Annotated in this window: 15 protein-coding genes; 2 read left to right on the top strand and 13 right to left on the bottom strand. The window is 39.4% G+C overall.

The features are described from left to right. Positions 1-366 precede the first annotated feature (366 nt). Positions 367-2,658, top strand: coding sequence for a bifunctional glutamate--cysteine ligase GshA/glutathione synthetase GshB (gshAB, locus tag ACTQ54_RS12205; protein WP_441757216.1), 2,292 nt, complete (start codon positions 367-369; stop codon positions 2,656-2,658). A 62-nt stretch (positions 2,659-2,720) separates the two neighbouring features. On the opposite strand, the gene ACTQ54_RS12200 is transcribed toward gshAB, so the two are convergent. From ACTQ54_RS12200 to coaBC, 13 genes are all read right to left on the bottom strand, one after another. After that, positions 2,721-3,674 (bottom strand): ATP-binding cassette domain-containing protein, encoded by a 954-nt coding sequence (locus tag ACTQ54_RS12200; RefSeq protein WP_441757215.1) that lies wholly within the window; start codon positions 3,672-3,674, stop codon positions 2,721-2,723. Further along, the gene (locus ACTQ54_RS12195) at positions 3,661-4,743 is read right to left on the bottom strand and encodes an ABC transporter ATP-binding protein (protein WP_441757214.1); all 1,083 of its coding nucleotides are present in this window, start codon (positions 4,741-4,743) and stop codon (positions 3,661-3,663) included. The genes ACTQ54_RS12200 and ACTQ54_RS12195 overlap by 14 nt, the downstream gene beginning before the upstream one ends. A 2-nt stretch (positions 4,744-4,745) precedes the next feature. Continuing rightward, positions 4,746-5,798, bottom strand: a complete 1,053-nt coding sequence (locus ACTQ54_RS12190; protein WP_441757213.1) for an ABC transporter permease — start codon at positions 5,796-5,798, stop codon at positions 4,746-4,748. Between the two features lies 1 nt (position 5,799). Then, positions 5,800-6,732: an ABC transporter permease gene (locus tag ACTQ54_RS12185; RefSeq protein WP_441757212.1), complete on the bottom strand. Its 933-nt coding sequence runs from the start codon at positions 6,730-6,732 to the stop codon at positions 5,800-5,802. 107 nt (positions 6,733-6,839) lie between these two features. Continuing rightward, a complete protein-coding gene (locus tag ACTQ54_RS12180) occupies positions 6,840-8,471 on the bottom strand; it encodes a peptide ABC transporter substrate-binding protein (protein ID WP_441757211.1) in 1,632 nt (543 codons plus the stop codon). 310 nt (positions 8,472-8,781) lie between these two features. Next, the gene (locus tag ACTQ54_RS12175; protein ID WP_441757210.1) at positions 8,782-10,188 is read right to left on the bottom strand and encodes an aldehyde dehydrogenase family protein; all 1,407 of its coding nucleotides are present in this window, start codon (positions 10,186-10,188) and stop codon (positions 8,782-8,784) included. Between the two features lie 632 nt (positions 10,189-10,820). Further along, entirely contained in the window at positions 10,821-11,564 is a 744-nt protein-coding gene (locus ACTQ54_RS12170) for an MBL fold metallo-hydrolase (RefSeq protein ID WP_441757209.1), read from the bottom strand. An 18-nt stretch (positions 11,565-11,582) separates the two neighbouring features. Further along, the gene (locus ACTQ54_RS12165; protein WP_441757208.1) at positions 11,583-12,665 is read right to left on the bottom strand and encodes a M42 family metallopeptidase; all 1,083 of its coding nucleotides are present in this window, start codon (positions 12,663-12,665) and stop codon (positions 11,583-11,585) included. Positions 12,666-12,762: 97 nt separating this feature from the next. Then, positions 12,763-13,701 (bottom strand): hypothetical protein, encoded by a 939-nt coding sequence (locus ACTQ54_RS12160; RefSeq protein ID WP_441757207.1) that lies wholly within the window; start codon positions 13,699-13,701, stop codon positions 12,763-12,765. Positions 13,702-13,848: 147 nt separating this feature from the next. Beyond that, positions 13,849-15,099 carry an ABC transporter permease gene (locus ACTQ54_RS12155; RefSeq protein WP_441757206.1) on the bottom strand — a complete coding sequence of 417 codons (1,251 nt, stop codon included), beginning with the start codon at positions 15,097-15,099 and terminating at the stop codon, positions 13,849-13,851. After that, a complete protein-coding gene (locus tag ACTQ54_RS12150) occupies positions 15,092-15,835 on the bottom strand; it encodes an ABC transporter ATP-binding protein (RefSeq protein WP_441757205.1) in 744 nt (247 codons plus the stop codon). The genes ACTQ54_RS12155 and ACTQ54_RS12150 overlap by 8 nt, the downstream gene beginning before the upstream one ends. Before the next feature lie 70 nt (positions 15,836-15,905). Next, complete coding sequence (locus ACTQ54_RS12145) at positions 15,906-16,967, bottom strand: PTS sugar transporter subunit IIC (RefSeq protein ID WP_441757204.1); 1,062 nt, start codon at positions 16,965-16,967, stop codon at positions 15,906-15,908. Between the two features lie 54 nt (positions 16,968-17,021). Next, entirely contained in the window at positions 17,022-18,242 is a 1,221-nt protein-coding gene (gene coaBC, locus ACTQ54_RS12140) for a bifunctional phosphopantothenoylcysteine decarboxylase/phosphopantothenate--cysteine ligase CoaBC (RefSeq protein WP_441757203.1), read from the bottom strand. A gap of 189 nt (positions 18,243-18,431) precedes the next feature. On the opposite strand from coaBC, the gene gndA reads away from it, so the two are divergent. Then, entirely contained in the window at positions 18,432-19,874 is a 1,443-nt protein-coding gene (gene gndA / locus ACTQ54_RS12135; RefSeq protein WP_441757202.1) for an NADP-dependent phosphogluconate dehydrogenase, read from the top strand. Positions 19,875-20,024: the final 150 nt, after the last annotated feature.

Raw genomic sequence — 20,024 nt, 5'->3', positions numbered from 1 at the left:
TTTGTTCAGTTTTCAATGAGCTTTGTTGTCCAAGTGACAACTTCTATATATTACTATGTTCTGTTTTGGGTGTCAACTGTTTTTTTGATTTATTTTAAAATCTTTTTTCAGTGACTGTTGCGCGAGCTTTTGGTCTCTTGCAGCAACGAAAATAATAATATCATCTAGTTAGATTTAAGTCAACACTTTTTCTTAACTTTTTTCAAACAAAGTTAATTTCTATTAATAAACACTATATTATCAGCTTTAAAGCAAGCTATTTTATGTTTTAAAATAATAATTGTTCTGTTGAATTATTATTATAACACTTTTTTTGCTACTTGGGTATAATATAGTGTATTGAATATTAATTTAACGAGGGATTAAATGAAAAACCAACTATTACCTTTAAAACTAGAAGATATTATTACTCTATGGAAGAGTACCATCGGTATCGAACGTGAAAGTATCCGAATTACTCATGACGGATCACATTCTATGCTGGCTCATTCTCCAGAATGGGGTGATCGAAATCATCAGCCTTATATTCAAACAGATTTCGGTGAAAATCAATTAGAATTTATTACTCCCCCTTCTAATTCTACTGAAGAAATTATTCAGTGGCTGGCTGCGACTCACCAAATCGTAGCCCAGACTAATGAAAAAAATGAGGAGTTAATTTGGCCATTTAGTATGCCGGCACTTATTCCTGAGAACCGAGGCGAAATCAAAGTTGCCCAATTAACAAATGTCGTAGAAAGACAATACCGTGAATATTTGGCGGACTACTATGGTAAGGATGTCCAGTTAGTGTCTGGAATCCATTATAACTTTAAGATTAATCCAGAAGTCATTGAAGCATATTGCCCAGCTGATTCTTCTTTAATTGAATATAGCAACGATATTTATTCAAAATTAGCCCGTAATTTTATGCGGTATCGCTGGATTTTAACTTATCTATTAGCAGCTTCACCATTTGTGGATAGTAGTTATCGTACCAATCTATACGGTAAACCTCACAAAACAACTATGCGTTCTATTCGACAGAGTCGCTATGGTTATCAAAACGATGCTTCAATTAACATTAGCTACGAATCTCTCGAAGCTTTTGTGAATAGCTTAGAGGCAGCAGTAGAAAACAAAGAACTTTCTGTCGAAAAAGAATTGTATCGTGATGTCCGTTTTAGACGTAGCCAACCAGTACGTCAACTTTTAAATAAAGGAATTGATTACTTAGAGCTCCGTAACTTTGATATAAACCCATTTGCCCCTTACGGTATTACGCAAGAGGATATGGAGTTTATACGTCTTTTCATATTAACGCTCCTATATATAGATGATATTTTAACCGATGAGGAAATTGCAGTTGGTCAAGACTTTCAATACAAAACAGCCGAAGGCTCTCCTTTAGACCCACCAATAAATATCACTGAAGCTGAATTTATATTTGCGAAAATGTATGAACTGGCAAAAGTGCTAGATGACTATCATATGGTCGAGGAATCAATGGTTGATATTGTTACTAAAAAGAGTCGCTTGTTAAAACAACCGGAACTTACTTTAAGTGGTCAACTGTATAATATTATCGAAACGCCCAGTCGCTTTCTAGATTTCGGGATGCAGCTTGCAAAAGAACATCAAAGAACCTACTTAGCCCGCCCTTATTCATTGCATGGTTTTGAAGCATTTGAACTATCAACTCAAGATGTTATTAAAGAAGCAGTGCGTCACGGAATTGAAGTAACAATTATTGATGCCCAAGAAAACCTTATCCGTTTAGACTATGATGGCCATACTGAATATGTAAAAAATGGTAACATGACTCGTCAAGACACTTTAATCTCTTACTTTTTAATGGAAAACAAAGTAGCAACCAAAATCCTTTTAGAAAAAGCAGGAATCAGTGTTCCTAAAGGACTTAGTTTTAATTCCATTGACGAAGGTAGAGCATATTATCATCAATTAAAGATGGATGCCTTCGTTATAAAACCTAAAAACACCAATTATGGCTTAGGTATTACGATTTTCGAGACCAAACCAAGCCAAGACCGTTTCGATAAAGCTCTTGAATTTGCTTTTAAAGAAGATGCAACCGTCCTATTGGAGGCATTTGCTAAAGGAACTGAATTACGTTTCTATGTTCAAAACAAAGCAGTTAAAGCCGTTGTCGAACGCCAACCTGCTCAAATCATTGGCGATGGACGTTCAACAATTAGTCAACTCATCGATGTTGTCAATCAAGATCCTTCAAGAGGAAAGAAACACTTAGCGCCCTTAACCTATATTGAAAAAGGTGAAGCAGAGATGAGTGTTTTAGAAGAAGTTGGCATGACGATGGATAGCATCCCTGAAAAAGAAGAAGTTATTTATTTACGTAAAAACAGTAATATCTCAACAGGTGGCTTATCCATTGATCGTACCGATGAGGTCCATGAGTCCTACAAAAAAATCGCAGAAGCCGCTTCCCAAGCGCTTGGCGCTAACTTCTGCGGTGTGGATATTATTATGGAAGACTATACTCAAGAAGCAAAGGAAACAAACTATAGTGTCATCGAGGCAAACTTTAATCCGATGATTACTTTGCATCGTTATCCTGGTGTCGGTACTCAACGGCCAGTTGGTCGCTGGGTATTAGAACAGCTATATCCAGAAGTGCAATTTAATACAGATGGTTTTTAACCTTCAACTGCAAAACCCGCCTACTTAAAAAGCAGGCGGGTTTTTTTGCAGTGATATTTATTTTAATTGAGAGGGACAGCTTTGGCTTCTGCTAAAACTTTGTCCAGCATGGAAGGTTCAACCCAAACTGAATGGGTCTGTGAAAGTTTATGCTCTTCTCCCAAAGCATAGTTGAAACCACTCCCCTCATAGCTGTAGTGAAGCGATTTTCGGTGCTTTTCCGTTATCGGATTCGGATGTGGGATGGCAGATAAGAGCGAGCGGGTGTATGGATGAATTGGATTATTGAAAATCTCCTCCTTCGTTCCCGTCTCTAATAAATATCCCCGATGCAAGACACCGATCCGATCTGAAATATATTTAACCATGGATAAATCATGGGCAATAAATAAGTAAGACAGACGCCGTTCTTCTTGAATATCTTTTAACAAATTGACAATTTGCGCTTGGATTGACACATCCAGTGCACTGATGGCTTCATCGGCAATGACGAGTTGCGGGTTCATAATTAAGGCACGCGCAATCCCAACTCTCTGGCGTTGACCTCCTGAAAATTGGTGAGGAAAACGATTGGCAAATTCTCTTGATAAGCCAACTTGCTCTAAAGTTTCCAACCCTTTAGCCACACGTTCTTCTGTAGAGTCATATAAGCCTTGAATTCCCAAGCCTTGTGTAATAATGTCGATCACTTTTTTACGCGGATTCAAACTTGCCATCGGATCTTGGAATATCATCTGCATATTGGTACGCAAAAAGCTTTCACGTTGTTTATCTAATTTACCCGCCATTTCTTTTTCATCAAAAACAATCGAGCCAGAAGTGGGATTGTATAGGCGAATCAAAGAACGACCGATTGTCGATTTACCTGATCCTGACTCTCCCACTAGGCCATAAGTTTCCCCGTGTTCAATTTGAAAACTTACACCATTAACCGCTTTGACCGTAAACTTTTTGTTAACACGAAAATGTTGGTTTAAGTTCTTTACATCTAATAGAGGTCTTTTATACTCGTTCATATTTGTTCGCCTCCAATTTCATTTGTTCAATTCGCTCACGGAGGGCTTCTGGCATTTCTACTTTTGGAGCTTTTTCATGCATTAACCAACTTGCGACATAATGCGTCGGTGACACTTGATACATAGGCGGCTCGATTCTTTTGTCAATATTTAAGGCATAGTCGTTACGAATGTAGAAAGGATCGCCCTGTTTGTGGTGAGCTAAGTTCGGTGGATTCCCTGGTATAGCATATAACTTATCTGAAGAGGTATTAATATCAGGCATTGCCGATAAAAGCCCCCAGGTATAGGGATGTTTTGGCTTATAAAAGATTTCATTTACCGTCCCTTTTTCTACAATGCGTCCAGCATACATAACGTTAACATAGTCTGCTACTTTCGATACCACCCCTAAATCATGGGTAATATAAATTACTGCGATATTATTCTTCTTTTGAATCATATTAATTAAATCCAATATCTTACTTTGGATAGTAACATCTAAGGCTGTTGTCGGTTCATCACAAATCAGTATTTCTGGATCACAAGCTAAGGCAATCGCAATGACCACTCTTTGCCGCATCCCTCCTGATAATTGGTGGGGATATTGCATGAATCGTTCTTCCCCATTTGAAATCCCTACAAGTTCTAATAAGCGTAAAGCTTTTTCGCACGCTTGCTTTTTAGGAGTGTTGTAGTGGACAAACATTCCTTCCATAATTTGTTCGCCAATCGGCATGGTTGGATTAAGCGAAGTCATTGGGTCTTGAAAGACCATCGCAATCCGCTTACCATTAAAACGACGGCGCATTTCTTTTTTGCTGATTTTCAATAAATCAACGGAATTCACCTTGCCATTAGCTTCATAGGAATAGTCAATCACACCGGTATTTATTTGTTGGTTATTGGCTAAAATCCCCATAATTGTTTTGACTGTTACAGACTTTCCTGAACCGGATTCCCCCACAATCGCAAGTGTTTCTCCGCGGTATAAATCTAAGTCGACTCCACGTATGGCCTCTACTGAACCTTGATTGGTTTTAAAAGACACGCTTAAGTCTCGCATTTCTAATATTTTCTGTCTTGTCATGTCTAAACCTCCTTCATTGTTGGATCAAGGGCATCACGTAAGCCGTCTGCCAATAAGTTAAAACTTAACATCGTTAGGGATAAAACCAATACGGGCGGAATAATCATATAAGGTGCATTTAAGAAGGACTTAAAGGAATCACTAATTAAAGAACCTAAAGAAGCATTCGGCATGGGTACCCCAAGCCCAATAAAAGCTAAAAAGGATTCAGTAAAGATGGCATTTGGCACCGAGAACATAGACATAATAATCAGCTGGGCAAAAATATTTGGCAAAATTTCTTTAAAAATAATTGTCATCGGTCTGGCCCCAAGTGTTCGCGCCGCTAGCACATACTCTCGCTCTTTCAGCTTTAACATCTGCGCCCTCGCAACTCTTGACATCCCAATCCAACCTGTCAATGAGATGGCAATCGTAATACTCAAAATACCTGGTTCCAAAACAACAATGAGCAAGGTAACAATAACTAAACTAGGAATTCCATTTAAAATTTCAATGAAGCGTTGCATCACCATATCCACGCGGCCACCAAAATAGCCGGAAACCAGACCATAAATCATCCCAATAAATACATCGACAATCACCGCGATAAGTGCAATATATAAAGAAATCCGTGTCCCTTCCCAAACCCTTGTAAAAATATCTCTGCCTAACACATCGGACCCAAACCAATAATAAGTATCCGCAGCATTTGGATTCGTCTCATATCGATTAATGGTCATAGAACCTGTTGATGTATTAAATGTCTGACTACCATCAAAAACACCGAGTTGTTCGATACCTTGGATACGAGGCGCCATGTTTTCATTCCCCGTTATTTGTTGATTCATTCCATATTCATTCATATAAGGTCCCAAAAGCGCAAAAAATACGATGATAATAATCATTACCAAACCAAAAACGGAACCTTTATTTTTTGAAAAGCTTGTTTTAAATTGTTTCCAGGAAGATTCTTTAACAAATATTTCTTGATGGCTGTTATCATCTTTTTTATCTGCCCACAAAAAATCATCGGCTAAAAAATTCATCTCAGCAGTTAATTTATTTTCTGACATATTAATCGCCTCCTGACAAACGAATGCGTGGATCTAATATTCCATACAAGACATCGACGACAAACATAACAAAAATAAATAAAGCCGAATAAATAAATGAAATGCCCATCACGATGTTAAAGTCATTAGACTGAATGGCTTGTACCAATAACTGTCCTAAACCTGGAATAGAGAAAATTTGCTCCACAACCATCGAACCCGTCATAAGCCCCACTACTAATGGAGCTAATACTGTCAAAATAGGGATACTGGCATTTCTTAAAACGTGTTTATAAAACAAGCGCCATCCAGTGACTCCTTTACTTTCAGCCAACTGAATATAATCGGTTTGTAATACCTCAATCATTTCAGTTCGGGTAAAGCGTGCAATCGAAGCCATAGTAAAAAGACTCAAGGCAATGACTGGTAACACCATACTCATGCCCTTGGTATTTAAGTTAAATAAGATGGGAAATATTTGCCATCTAAAACCAAAAGTATATGATAAGCCGAGGGCAAATACATAAGAAGGCACACTCACCCCAATAACCGAAAGGATGGTCGCAAGTGTATCCCATATTGAATTTTGATTAAAAGCAGCGACAGAACCAAAGATTAAGCCCATAACCGTTCCAGCTAACACCGCCCAAAATCCTAATTCAAATGAAATTGGTAAACGGCTAGATAATAGAGTCGTCACCGGAACATCACGAGAGATAGAATAAGAAACACCTAAATCTCCTGTCAGCATATTTTTTACATAATTAAAAAACTGAACCAAAACGGGCTTATCCAAGCCATAACGGATATCCATTAACGCCCTTTGTTCTGGTGTAATCCGCTCATCATTAAAAGGGGAGCCTGGCATTAACTGTAGTAGTAGAAACAAAATAAATATGATTAGCAGTAAAGTCGCCAATGAAATGATTAAGCGACGAATCAGATATTTATTCATCAAAAAAATCCTTTCTAACTTTCAGAGAAAAGTGGTGTAAATAGAATGAAGTCAGAACATACATTCTGACTTCATTGGTATAAACATCATGTTCACTTAAGATTCAATTATTGTTTTGTTGCATATTTGAATAAGCGAGGTGTACCAACCGCATAGAATTGGATACCGTCAACATTTGCTCTTTTCAAGACAGCAGAAGCTGCTTGGTAGACAGGTAAAACTGCCGCCTCTGATAAGGCTAGAGCTTCCATTTCAGCCATTTTTGCAAAACGACCTTCTGGATCTGTCGTTAATTCGCCTGTTTGGATTTCAACAAAATCAGCATCAAATGTTTCGTTTGAATAACGTGCATCATTGTAGTTACTATCCGTCGTTAATAATTGTAAGTAAGTTGATGGATCCGCGTAGTCTGGTCCCCAACGAGTTAAGGCTACATCGAAATCACCTGCACGCATACGGTCTAAACGGTTTTTCTTCGGTGTTTGCTCGATTTGGATATCGACACCTTCAAGGACAGTCTCAATTTGTGCTTCAAGCGATTGCGCCACATTAATGGATGCTTCTGTATCTTCAACTAACAAGCCAATAACGAAAGAATCTTTTCCTAAAGCTTCTTTGGCTGCTTCTAAATGCGCTTTGGCTTCTTCTTCATTGGTAACCATTAAATCACGACCAGCAAAATCACGGTAGTCATTCCCATCCGGTGCATCAACTAATCCTTGCGGTATAAAGAAAGTAGCAGGAATTGAACCATCTTTTAGGACGTTTTCTGTAATTGTTTCACGGTTGAAGGCTTTTGCTAAAGCTAGACGGAAATCTTGGTTTGCTAAGTCTTCTTGTTCAGCATTTGGTGATAAGAACCACAAATAACCTTGTTCAACACTTTGGAACTCTGGATCTTGGGCAAATAACATGACTTGCTCACCAGAGATATTAGTTAAATCTAATTGACCTGTTTGGTAGGCTAAGACAGCTTGTTGTGAATCTTTGATGACTTGGAAACGAATGCCATCTAATGAAATAGCGTCCGCATCATAATAATCATTGTTTTTCACTAGTTCTGTTGTTGCCCCTGCTGGTGTATAACTAGATAAAACAAAAGCACCGTTTGAAATAGTTGTTTCAACTGATGTTGCAAATTGGCCATCAGTTGACTCAAAGAACTCTTGGTTAATTGGGAAGAACGGCGTAAACGCCATTAAACTTAAGAAGTATGGTGTAGCGCGATTAAGCGTAACTTCTAAAGTATAGTCATCTAATGCCACTACCCCTAATTCGCTAGGATCTGCTTCTCCAGCTGTTACCGCTGCTGCATTAACCACCCCAGCCGTATCTAGGATAAATGAATATTCAGCGGCTGTCGCAGGATCGGCTAATCTTTGCCAACTAAATACAAAGTCATTTGCCGTTACTGGCGTTCCATTTGACCAAACGGCATCTTCACGTAATTTAAAGGTATAAACTGTTTCTTCTTCATTGGTTTCATAACTTTCCGCTGCTGCTCCTACAAAGTCTCCATTCGCATCCCGCGTCACTAAACCTTCCTGAAGGGAAGCTATCACTTCCATGGATGTTCCGTCGGTTGCAATATTTGGGTCTAAGGATGCAATCTCTACATCAAATTGGACACGTAAAACATTTTCATCTTGTGCACTGACACTCGCTAATGGCAATGCGGCTGACGCCAACATCGTTGTAGCTACAACAGCTTGAACTATTTTTTTGAACTTAAGCTTCATAGGGTAACCTCCTAAATTTTACTTACTTCTTTTGAAACAAAAATAAGTTGTCTCAATTATAGAGAGAGGAAATACACAAGTCAATAGTTTTATTAAATTTAGATGAGTTTTATTAGTTTTTGTTTAGCGATTGATTTTTTTCGATGTGTTTCCATCATTATATTAAGTAAATATCACTGCAATAAAAGTTTTGTTGTCATTAAAATTAAATTAAATCCGTGCATAAAAAGCCGTCATAAGCGCTATACAAGCTAGCGTTTATGACGGCCATTTTATTTTTATTTAGATGAGAGTTTTATAGCAGTGAAATTTATTTAAAAAGGGCTTTGATTTCTAAGTAGTCTTCTAATCCGTAAAGTCCATTTTCGCGACCAATGCCGGATTCTTTGTAGCCGCCAAAAGGGGCTTTTGAGTTACGAGCTCCATTGTTAACATAGACATTTCCCGTTCGTAATTGGCGGGCAACTCTTTCGGCTTCTTCCGCTGGACCGACGACTGCGCCACTCAAGCCGTAATCAGAGTCATTGGCGATTGCGATCGCGTCTTCCACAGTATCATAGCTAATCACGGTTAGAACGGGGCCAAAAATTTCTTCGCGTGCAATGGTCATATCATTGGTAACGTCGGTGAAGATGGTCGGTTCAATAAAATACCCTTTTCCTTCAACGGCTTTTCCTCCGATAAGCACGTTCGCGCCTTCCGCTTTTCCTTTTTCAATATAGTCGAGCACCGTATTGAATTGCTTTTCAGATGACATGGGGCCAATGGTAGTTTCCTCTTTTGTTGGATCGCCTAGCACGGCATGTTCATTGAAGTAGTTCAACAATGTTTCTTTAACGGTATTGAGTTGGTTTTTAGGTACAAGCAGGCGCGTTAGAGCTGAACAAGATTGGCCAGAGTTATTAATAATTGTATCCGAAACTTGTTTAACCGCTACTTCCAAATCGCCACCTTCTAGGTATATCATGGCTGATTTCCCACCTAATTCCAACACGAGTCGTTTAATTTGTGGGGCTGCTTTTTCATATAAACCACGCCCAACCTCCGTTGATCCTGTAAATGAAATCAAGGCGACATCCGAATGCCCAGCTAAATAGTCACCAGCGTCACTTCCTTTTCCGGTAACCAAATTAAATACCCCTGCTGGTAAGCCAGCGGCTTCAATTATTTCTGCATAAATGATCGCCGCTAAAGGTGTTTCATTAGCTGGTTTTACAACGACGGTATTGCCGGCTAACAAAGCAGGTGTAATTTTTCTTTGGATTTGGTTTAGGGGATAATTCCAAGGGGTGATTGCCGCAATGACGCCTGTACCTTCTTTTAGGATTAACGTCGAATCAATTGTCTCTTCGAATTGAAATGTTTCAAATTCTTCCAGTGTCGCATCCATTTCTGTAAGCGTTAGCCCTACTTGGGTTTCTTTAGCAAATGTAATGGTGCAGCCTAATTCTGCTACCATGGTTTCTGCTAATTCATCCGTTCGTTCTTCAATTCCTTGACGGATTTTTTTCAGGTAGTTTGCACGTTCTTTTGGAGCTAATTGATTCCAGTCGTTGAAGGCGGCGGCAGCTGCTGCTACTGCTTCGTCAACATCTTCCTTTGTCCCGGTTGTAACTTGCGCAATGACTTCTTCAGTTGCAGGGTTTTTGACATCGGTATATTGTCCACTTGATCCATCTTTCCATTGACCATTAACATATATTTGATGTTTTCGCATAATATCCCTCCTATATAATAGTATCTAATATACGACAAAATTATACAATCATTTGGTATTGTGGGGGAGTTCAAGGTGGGGATGATGGGGGTGGGTTAAGGCGGGTTAAAGCTGGTGAACTGGGTTCTGACGGATTATAGGAGAGTTTTCGTCTATTTGGGGCGGGTTCTGACGGATTACAGGCTAGGTTTCGTCTAATCAGGACAGGATCTGACGGATTACAGGCTAGGTTTCGTCTAATCAAGGCGGGTTCTGACGGATTACAGGCTAGGTTTCGTCTGATCAGGACAGGTTCTGACGGATTACAGGCTAGGTTTCGTCTGATCAGGGCGAGTTCTGACGGATTACAGGCTAGGTTTCGTCTAATCAGGACAGGATCTGACGGATTACTGGCTAGGTCTCGTCTAATCAGGACAGGTTCTGACGGATTACAGGCTAGGTTTCGTCTGATCAGGGCGAGTTCTGACGGATTACAGGGGGATTCCGTCTGATCGCCCCTTACTGACACCCAAATATCAAAACACACAAAAAACAGGAAAAAATAGCCTAGCCCCCACCCCGTTCCTTAGATAACGACAAAAAACCGTGAGAATCTCCTCCAATTCCAGAGATTCCCACGGTTTTTATTTAATTTAAATAGTATAAGACGCGGTTGGACGGCATTCGTAAAATTCGATACCATCGTTTAGCGCTTCTGTTACTTGACCTAAAATGATTCCAACTTCTGCTTGAGGTGGAATATGACTGGCAACAATTGTTTTAACATTCGCTTCATTGGCTAGTGTTGCCACATCTTTAGCCGTCATATGAATAGGATTTTGACCTAATTCATTGGAGAAATTCGTATCGGCAATTAATAAATCGGCATTTTCAGAAAATTCAACCAATGAATCTTGCCAGCCGCTATCTGCAGTAAAGACAAAACTTTTACCTGTTTCACGTTCCGTTAAACGGATCGCATAACACTCAACGGGATGCGTTGTTTTAATGAATCGTGCTCTAAAAGGCCCTAAATCTAAATGGGCATCCGGCTGATAAACCACCGCCTTACTTTCCTTTTCATCCACTAACCAATCTTTGTAGACTGAATTGGGATGAACGTAAATTGGGACAGGGGTTTGTTTCGGCGCAGGTTTTTTCAATTTTAATAAATGTTGATAAATACCAATGTCAGCTGCATGATCAGGGTGGTCATGACTTAACCAAATCGCATCGAGTTCACTAACATCCATATATTTTTCAATATTTATAGCAGATCCACTTCCAGCATCAATGAGTAGATGATAGTTGCCAGTAGAATCTGTCACAACAAAAGAAGTTGTACCTTGACCATCCATAGGATAACCACCGGCACATCCAATACAATATATTTTCATTGTGCCTGACTTTCCTTTCTAGTTATTGGCTAAAATCGTCTGTAAACTTTCATGATTTAAACGTTTGAGAATCGCTGTTACTAATTTAACGGTATTTATAAAATCATCTTCATGAATAATTGAAGTATGAGTGTGTAAATAACGAACCGGGATGGTGATCGCTAATGACGGAATTCCATCTAAAGCTTGATGGAATGAACCTGCATCTGTTCCACCACCAGGCGTAAATGCAAATTGGTGAGGGATATTTTCTGATTCAGCCACCTCAATGACAAATTCACGCAAGCCTTTGTGGCTAATCATCGAACGATCAAAGATCATAATTTGTGGACCTTTACCTAGGGCATTATCAGACTCTTTAGCGGTCATACCTGGGGTGTCTCCAGGAATACCCGTATCCAAAGCAATTGCTAAATCTGGTTTAATTAAATGAGCCGATGTTTTAGCTCCACGCAAGCCAACTTCTTCTTGGACCGTTGCACCTGAATATAAGACAGTTTCATGGCCAGATTCGGCAGCATTTTTTAATAGTTCAATCGCTACTGCTACACCGATGCGGTTATCCCACGCCTTGCCAAGTAAGAATGGCGAATCATTCAAGCGGCGGGTTTCAATATAAGGGGTAATCATATCCCCTGGTTTAATCCCCCAACTCAGCACTTCGTCTTTTGAAGCAGCACCTAGATCAATGAAAATATCATCCATTTCAACAGGTTTTTTACGCGCTTCAGCATTTAGGACATGTGGTGGTTTAGAACCTGTCACACCATGGAATGTTTTACCTTCACTGGTTGTGATGGTTACTTGTTGGGCTAAAACGACTTGTGTCCACCAACCACCGATTGGAACAAATTTAATGAATCCTTTATCGGTAATTTGTGAAACCATAAAACCAACTTCATCCATATGACCGGCCATTAAAACACGAGGACCATCAGGATTCCCTGTATGTTTACCGTAAATACTGCCCAACCCATCTATAACAAATTCTTCTGCCACATCTTTCGTTTCATCTTTAAAGATTTCACGAATAGCCTTTTCATTGCCAGCAATCCCATTTGCTTGGGTTAGTCTTGTTAGTAAAGCTTCATTTACTTCCATTAAATCACTCCTGCTTATTTTGTTATAGAACTATTCTAACACATGCTTGTCGTTTATGCTGATTGTTCGTCATAAGCAGTGATATTTATTATGAGGATTATTCTGAATCAGTTGCTTCTTCTTCGACCGTTTCTTCTGTCGCGGCTTCTTCAGTGGATTCTTCCGCTTCTTGACCAAACACTAAGCCTTGTGAATAGAAGTGTTGGAAAGCCACTTCCAACATGGTTTGGTTTAAAAATTCAATGGCTTCTAAATACGGAAGATAGTAGCTCATTTCAAAGGTCTCATCACTGAAAATAAATATCTCTGCTTGGATTTCATCCATGGTTTCGCCCGACGCTGTCGTAATGATGTAAACAGGCTTGCCGTTGTAATAAGACTGGGCAAATGAACTTACTAATGGATCTAACGCAATGAACTCTTCCAGTGTTGAACCGGAATCATACATGTTTTCAATTTCTGATTCTGGTAAGACTTGATATGGTTCCACCGTATGTGAAATCGGGATGACACCTACGTATACTAGGTTTCCTTCAATAAAATATAACATGATTTCAGCGATTAAACCTGCATCGTCACCTTCCATACCTTCATTGTAGTAACGGTAACTAACATATTCTTCGCCTTCAACAACCGTTTCACGAATAAACTCACGGTCTAGCAGACCTTCTGCTTCATCAATGGTTGTACCTTCACCTGTCCAAAGTCCCACATCATGTATTTGAACTTGCTCCATAATTGTTTTAAAATCTTCGTAAATATCCGCTAAGATATTGTCCATCAAATTACCATTCGCAATTAAGTCATCGAACGGGTGGGCATTGGCTTCTTCTGTCGCTTCAGCTTCTTCAGTTGTTTCTTCAGTCAATTCTACACTCGCTTCGTCTGTTTCCTCAGAAGCTGCCTCTTCAATAACGGTTTCCGTTGACGCATCTTCTTCAGATTCTGTTTGTGCCATAATGGCAACAGGTGCTTGGGCAATCAATAATGATACGGCTGTAAAACTAGCCACCATACGCTTCATCATTTTTTTCATTTCTCTTCACCTTTTCTATAAAATTTTCTTTGAAACTAATTTAACTTTAACGGTATTAGGATGGAAACTCAACTAAATCGCCTGCAAAAAAGCAAATAAAAAAGCCAAACTACGACAGTAGTTCAGCATTTTTGGCAGAGATATTTATTAATAAGCTTGTCCGTGTTTTCGATACCAGAATGGGAGGTAAAACTGAACTAGTGCGAAAATGGCGATGAACCAAGCGCCTATGCAAAGTAATAAGTCGGTCTGCCAAGATAAGGCAATGAGTGTCACTAAAGTAAATACCGACCATTGGATTAACAAGATAACTGCGATTACTGTTTTGAAAGGTTTTATCGGATCGATGTCGCGATTAGGATAGAGCTGTTGATAGGGATTGCCGCGGTAGTAGTTCATCAATGGCACCAGTTGAACAATGGTCAAAACAAAACCGATAATCCCTAATAGAGCGGCAAACCAAACATTTGGTGCAAACAATAATAAAACCGCAACGAAAATCATCACGCGAAACCAGATGCCACTGTAGGCATTATTACGGAACAAGGTTCGAATATAGAGAAAACTGTAGCGGTCGCCAAGCCTATGGCTCAACTGTTGAACGATACCATCTAAGTAAGGACGACGTTTAAATGAAGGCTTAAGTTTTGGAACATCCGCAAAAATGGAAATCCATTTATAAAACCGACTTTCGCGCAAGGCTTCGTTTTCTAGCACTTCGTTAAACTGAATCGGTTGTTTTTGACTGGCTTTTGTTTCGATAAACAAATAAATGCCCAAGATGAGTGCGACAAAGACAACTAACCATAAATGCCAAGCATTTGGAAGCAAGTATGAAATTCCCATGGTTAAGATGAAAATCCCTAGATGCATCCAAATATTGTGTTGCTTATCTGCTTGTCGAAAGGCGTTTAAGTAGAGATCGTACTGGCTTAAAACTTTAAAAATGACTACCAATACAACTAAACTAACCGTTTGGTTCACTTGCCAAGCTGTTGCCAAAGTCAAAAGTGGGAGGACAATGACGGCGACTAAGCTATTTAAAAGGATGGGCAAAATCAAGCTCAATCCCGTTCCTTTCAACCAAAAACTGCGCCATCCTTTTCCTCTTGCAAATAAATAACTCTTGTCGGGTTCTTGGGTAAACCAAATTGGACGACCGACATAAAAAATGACTGCTTGAATGCCTAACACAATTAAAATTAGTGGCAGGCGAATACTAGAAGGATCCATTGCTTCTAACCGCAACAACTGCTCACGATAATAGAAAGCACCAAAACCTAAAATAAATAATAAAATAATGGAAAAATGGTCATTAAAAATCAAACGGCTATACTTACCCAGTTCTTTTAGAAATTGATTTAAGCGCGACTTCCACAAATAGTTTAGATTATTCACTTGCGAGCCCTCCAGTTTGGGTCATAGCAAAATAAATCGTTTCTAAGTCAGCTTGTGGCAATTGGAATTGATCTTGGAGTTCTTCTAAAGTTCCTGTCGCGACCAATTCTCCCGCTTGTAACATGAGATAATAATCACATAAAGATTCTGCAATGGTCAGCACATGTGTTGTAAACAAAATCGTGCTGCCAGCTGCAGCGCGCTCACGGATTAAATCGGTAAAATGACGCATGGCGAGTGGATCTAAACCTAAAAAAGGTTCATCAATGATGAGCACATTAGCATCCGTGACAAAGGCACAAATAATCATCACTTTTTGCTTCATCCCTTTTGAAAAATACGCTGGAAACCAATTTAAATGGTTATCCAAACGGAACAATTTCAAGAGGGGTTGCGCCCGTCGCATCACTTCATCAAACGGAATTCCATAACCTAAAGCGGTCATTTCTAAGTGGTCCTTCAAAGTTAATTCATCATACAAAACAGGGGTCTCCGGGATATAAGCGAGATGCTTGGCATACTGTGTATGATCGTCTAAAATCGTTTTCCCGTCGATAACGATTTGGCCTTTTTGTGGGGTAATTAACCCAAGTATTGTTTTCAATAAGGTTGATTTCCCTGCACCATTCAAGCCAATTAAACCAACAATTTCGCCAGCTTGCATGTCAAAATTAATATTTTTAAGGACAGTGGTTGAACGGTAGCCACTATCCAATGATTGGACTGATAAAACCATAACTTCCTCCTAGGGGTTCAATATACAAGATGGTATTTATTATATCACAAAACACCACAACAAAATGAAATCAGTTAGCCGTCACAATCGCATAATCTTCTGGCTTAACAAGATGCAAAACATCTTGACACAAATAAATAAATAACAAATTCATTAAAGTCGGCACAACAAAAAAGGCAACGAATGTTATGAGTAATTGGTTTACCGACCAAGCCTGGTCTACTAAACTCAAATGCGTGATTGGTCCTAACAAACCACTTAAACCAAAGCCGGCACTCATGGCATTCCCTTGGATATTTAAATACATAGCCACGACCCCACTGACCGCCGCACTCATTAACATCGGCAAGAACATCATCGGCTTTTTCAAAAAATTTGCTAAGGCTAATTTGGGCGACCCGATAATTAAAGCAATCGACGTCCCAATCGGATTCACTTTTCGACCAGCAAGAGCTAAACCAAGACCAGCAGCACTGATCCCTACCCCTGCAATCCCTGCCCCTAAGCCAACCAGTCCAATGGTTATAGCAACCCCTGCTGAAGTAATCGGGGAAATAATCAATAAGGCAAAAGCCGCAGCAATTAACAAGGCCATAACTAGTGGTTGCAAGCCTAGCATATACTGAATCGCCGTACCAATGGCGGTAGTAATTTGGCTGACCGTTGGATAGATAAGCGCACCTATGCCTCCCGCAACAAATAACACAATCGAAGGCAGCAGCAATAACTGGTAAACTTTCAAACGATAGCTAACAAATTTTACTAACATTACAGCTATGGCAGCGGTCACCGCCATAACAATAATGTCGCCCATCCCTTGCATAACAATGGCACCCTCACGAAACTGGATAGCTCCGCCTGCAAAAATAACCGCCAGCCCTACCGAAACAGCTTCTAAGGGACTCAATTCAAACAACAAACCGATAATAACGCCACTTACCATCCCCATTAAGGAACTAACAAATTGCGTTGCAGTGTAAAATACTGAAAAAACACTCCATTGTTGCTGCAACAGTCTAAATAGCTGCCCAAATAAGCCTGCTGGTAAAACGACAATGACTGTCCCTGTCCCTAAACCGTTCAAAATCTTCATAAAGTATGACTGTACTACTTTCTTTTGACTCGCTTTCATCCTATTTCCTACTTTCCTTTACTTTTAAAATAAATATCTCTGCTTATAGCAGGATTATTTATTTAAAGGGGTTTGTGCGATAATTTTCCAGGCTTCCAAAGCGGTTTCAAGTTTCGATAAAAGCGGCAAGGGGTGTTGCGCGCCAGTCGTTGACAGAAGGGTCACTTGGTTATTATCCGCATTAAAACCTGTCGCCTTGTTGTGACCGACTTGGTTAGCGATGATCCAATCGGCATTTTTCTTTTTGAGTTTGGCTTGGGCGTATTCAAGCAGCTTTTCCGTTTCAGCCGCAAAACCAATCATGACTTTTTCACCCTTATTTTCAGCTAGTCCTTTTAAAATATCTGGATTTTCAATCAGATCAATTGTTAAGTGGTCAGATTGATTGTTTTGCTTTTTAATTTTTTGATCACTTTGTTGGGCGACTCGGTAGTCACTCACTGCTGCCACCATCATCACATAGTCTGCATCTTCTGAAGCTTTTGTCATCACTTCTTGTAACTCCAGGGCACTTTCAAATGGAATCAGTTGGGTTAATGGAGGTTGTCTTAGTTGTTGAACACTTGAGACAAGCGTGACATCAGCCCCAAGCCAGCTTGCAGCCGTTGCCATCGCATAACCCATCTTTCCAGACGAATCATTAGTGATAAAGCGAACAGGGTCTATTCTTTCTTTGGTCGGACCGACACTAATAACGACTTTTTTATTGGCTAAAAGCTGTGGATAGGATTGGCGTGCCATTACTAATTCTATCATTTGGACAATGGCTTCTAGTTCTGGCAGGCGCCCTTTCCCTTCATAACCTTCAGCGAGAAAGCCTGTTTCGGGCTCCATTATATAGTCGCCATAGGACTTTAGCTTGTTTAAATTGTTTTGTGTAGCCGGATTGGCATACATTTTTGTATTCATGGCTGGTACTATTAGCCGTGCTTTATCCACTGCTAAAAGCGTTGTCGAAACAATTTCATCAGCTAGACCATTCGCCATCTTGGCAATGATATTGCCTGTTGTCGGTGTAACGACAGCCATGTCTAACCAGTCAGCCATTTCAATATGTTGTACCACTTCGGGATTTTTTTCATCAAAAGTATCTACTAAAACGGCCTGTTTCGTTAGTATTTGAAAGGTTAAAGGTGAAATAAATTCTGTCGCAGCTTTTGACATCACAACGCGCACAACCGCGCCTTTTTTGATCAGCTGACGAGTCAATTCTGCCATTTTATAACTGGCGATGCCTCCTGTAATAAATAATCCTATTTTCTTTCCCGTTAACATTTATATACCTCCTTGATTGTTTCTATCTATATGTCTATTCTAACCGTTTGCAATCCATTTGGGCAATAGTTTAGATTAAGGCGGTATTGTGGCAGTGATATTTATTAGGGATAATTAGTAAAAATGAATGTCTATGATTGCTTTCATTACTTTGTTATAATGGGATTAATTATAAGGAGGTTTGCTATTATGACAAAACAACAAATAGGTGTAGTAGGTATGGCTGTTATGGGGCGTAATATTGCCTTAAACATTGAAAGTCGTGGCTATACCGTTGCCTTGTATAACCGAACAGATTGGAAAACAACTGAAGTCGTTGAAGAAAATCCTGGTAAGCAATTAAAAGCGACTTATACGATTGAGGAATTTATTGATTCTCTTGAAAAACCACGTAAAATTTTATTAATGGTTCAAGCAGGTCATGGAACGGATCAAACTATCGAAAATTTATTACCTCACTTAGATAAAGGTGATATTTTAATCGATGGTGGAAATACTTACTATAAAGATACCATTCGTCGTAATCAATATTTAGCAAATTCAGCTATTAACTTTATTGGTACAGGGATTTCTGGTGGTGAAGAAGGCGCTCGTTTCGGTCCTTCCATTATGCCTGGTGGACAGAAAGAGGCTTATGAATTAGTAAAAGATATTTTAGAAGCTATTTCTGCCAAAGCAGAAGATGGTGCTCCATGCGTGACTTATATTGGACCAGACGGAGCCGGTCATTATGTGAAGATGGTTCATAATGGGATTGAATATGGCGATATGCAATTAATTGCAGAATCCTATGATATTATGCACCGCGGCTTAGGCTTATCTGCTCAAGAAATTGGTGATATCTTTGCTGAATGGGATGCAGGCGAATTAGACAGTTTCTTAATGGAAATTACAACACAAATCTTAAGAACCGTTGATCCTGAAACGGACCAACCAATGGTTGACGTGATTATGGACCGCGCAGGAAATAAAGGAACAGGTAAATGGACATCACAAAGTGCCTTAGACTTAGGTGAGCCTTTATCTTTAATTACTGAATCGGTATTTGCCCGCTTTATTTCAGCGCAAAAAGACCAACGTGTTAAAGCGAGTCAAATCATCCCTGCTACTGACACTAAAATTGAATTATCTGAAGAAGAAAAAGCCGACTTTATCGATGCAATAAGAAAAGCTCTATACTTCAGTAAGATTATGAGTTACGCACAAGGTTTTGCGCAACTTCGCGTTGCCAGCGAAGAAAATAACTGGGATTTACCATTTGGTGCTATCGCAAAAATTTGGCGTGAAGGTTGTATTATTCGTGCAAAATTCTTACAAAATATTACAGATGCATTCGAGAAGAATCCTAACTTAGATAATTTAATGTTAGACGATTACTTCTTAGATATTGTTTCAACTAACCATACCGCTGTAAGAAGTGTTCTAGCAAAAGCGATTAGCGCTGGTATTCCGGTTCCAACTTTCTCAGCTGCAATTGCTTATTATGATTCATACCGTTCAGCTGTTTTACCTGCCAACATTATCCAAGCACAACGCGACTTCTTTGGCGCGCATACCTATAACCGCCTTGATAAAGAAGGTACCTTCCACTTCTTATGGAATGAAGGAAAAGAAGAAGAAATTACTTGGTAATTGGTAATTAAATATATTAAAAAAGATTCAACTAGTGGCTGAACTGCCCCCTGTCAAGTAGACAGGTAAATAAACAAAATATTTGTACCATGTATGATGTCTTATCATACATGGTATTTTTTTATGCCGGTATCTTTAATCCCATACTCA

It is taken from the genome of Fundicoccus sp. Sow4_H7 (genome assembly GCF_052115865.1).
Classification (GTDB): Bacteria; Bacillota; Bacilli; order Lactobacillales; family Aerococcaceae; genus Fundicoccus_A.
Note: the sequence above shows the minus strand (reverse complement) of the source record. Positions and strands in the feature narration are given on the sequence as shown.

Coding starts and splice junctions, on each gene's coding strand:
- gshAB (WP_441757216.1), top strand. CDS start 367: ATGAAAAACCAACTATTACCTTTAAAACTAGAAGATATTATTACTCTA.
- ACTQ54_RS12200 (WP_441757215.1), bottom strand. CDS start 3,674: ATGAACGAGTATAAAAGACCTCTATTAGATGTAAAGAACTTAAACCAA.
- ACTQ54_RS12195 (WP_441757214.1), bottom strand. CDS start 4,743: ATGACAAGACAGAAAATATTAGAAATGCGAGACTTAAGCGTGTCTTTT.
- ACTQ54_RS12190 (WP_441757213.1), bottom strand. CDS start 5,798: ATGTCAGAAAATAAATTAACTGCTGAGATGAATTTTTTAGCCGATGAT.
- ACTQ54_RS12185 (WP_441757212.1), bottom strand. CDS start 6,732: ATGAATAAATATCTGATTCGTCGCTTAATCATTTCATTGGCGACTTTA.
- ACTQ54_RS12180 (WP_441757211.1), bottom strand. CDS start 8,471: ATGAAGCTTAAGTTCAAAAAAATAGTTCAAGCTGTTGTAGCTACAACG.
- ACTQ54_RS12175 (WP_441757210.1), bottom strand. CDS start 10,188: ATGCGAAAACATCAAATATATGTTAATGGTCAATGGAAAGATGGATCA.
- ACTQ54_RS12170 (WP_441757209.1), bottom strand. CDS start 11,564: ATGAAAATATATTGTATTGGATGTGCCGGTGGTTATCCTATGGATGGT.
- ACTQ54_RS12165 (WP_441757208.1), bottom strand. CDS start 12,665: ATGGAAGTAAATGAAGCTTTACTAACAAGACTAACCCAAGCAAATGGG.
- ACTQ54_RS12160 (WP_441757207.1), bottom strand. CDS start 13,701: ATGAAAAAAATGATGAAGCGTATGGTGGCTAGTTTTACAGCCGTATCA.
- ACTQ54_RS12150 (WP_441757205.1), bottom strand. CDS start 15,835: ATGGTTTTATCAGTCCAATCATTGGATAGTGGCTACCGTTCAACCACT.
- ACTQ54_RS12145 (WP_441757204.1), bottom strand. CDS start 16,967: ATGAAAGCGAGTCAAAAGAAAGTAGTACAGTCATACTTTATGAAGATT.
- coaBC (WP_441757203.1), bottom strand. CDS start 18,242: ATGTTAACGGGAAAGAAAATAGGATTATTTATTACAGGAGGCATCGCC.
- gndA (WP_441757202.1), top strand. CDS start 18,432: ATGACAAAACAACAAATAGGTGTAGTAGGTATGGCTGTTATGGGGCGT.